This window comes from Brucella pseudintermedia, assembly GCF_008932435.1.
Lineage (GTDB): Bacteria > Pseudomonadota > Alphaproteobacteria > Rhizobiales > Rhizobiaceae > Brucella > Brucella pseudintermedia.
The window spans coordinates 1-944 of record NZ_WBWE01000041.1 but is presented as its reverse complement, the minus strand read 5'-3'; the positions used below and the strand labels follow the sequence as shown (position 1 = coordinate 944).

The window sequence follows — 944 nt, the reverse complement described above, 5'->3', positions numbered from 1 at the left end:
ACCATATCGTCGAACAGGCGATTGGCCATGGGCTGGTCGATGGCACAGTGCTCTATACCGACTCGACCCATCTGAAGGCCAATGCCAACAAGGGCAAGTATGATCTGGCCATGATCGAGAAATCGCGTGCCGACTATTGGGCCGCTCTCGACCGGGCGATCGAGGCCGAGCGGGCGCTGCACGGCCAGAAGCCATTGAAGGAAAAAGAGCACGCGCCGCAGGTGAAGGAGACCAAGGTCAGTCGCACCGATCCTGACAGCGGCTACATGGTGCGCGACGGCAAGCCGAAGGGCTTCTTCTATCTCGACCACCGCACGGTGGACGGAAAGCTTGCCATCATCACCGATACCCATGTCACCCCGGCAAACGTCCATGACAGCATCGTCTATCTGGGCCGGCTTGACCGGCAGCGTGAGCGCTTCGGCTTTGCTGTCGGCGCCGTCGGGCTCGATGCCGGCTATGCCACATCCGGCATCGCCAGGGGACTGGAGGAGCGCGCCATTCTCGGTGTCACCGGCTATCGCAATCCGACACCACCCAAACCCGGCATGATGCGCAAGTCGAAATTCGTCTATGACGGCGCGGTGGATGGTTATCGCTGCCCTGAAGGCCAACTCCTGACTTATGCCACCACCGACCGCAACGGCTATCGCCACTATCGCTCCGATCCGGCCATCTGCGGCGACTGCCCGCTTCTCGCCTCCTGCACCAGCAACGCCAGGGCGGAACGCATCATCACCCGCCATGTGTGGGCCGACGCCCGCGAGCGCACCGACACCCACCGCCTCACGCCTTGGGGCAAGGCCATCTACAAACGACGCAAGGAGACGGTGGAGCGTTCCTTTGCCGATGCCAAGCAGTTGCATGGACATCGCTATGCCAGGTTCCGTGGCCTCATCAAGGTCAGATGGCAATGCCTGCTAGCCGCGAGTGCCCAGAACATC

1 protein-coding gene is annotated in these 944 nt (G+C 62.0%); it reads left to right on the top strand.

Going from position 1 to position 944, the window contains the following annotated elements; all coding sequences use genetic code 11:
- Window positions 1–944: IS1182 family transposase (locus F9K78_RS21795; RefSeq protein WP_151682756.1), on the top strand; the 944-nt coding region annotated here is incomplete at both ends.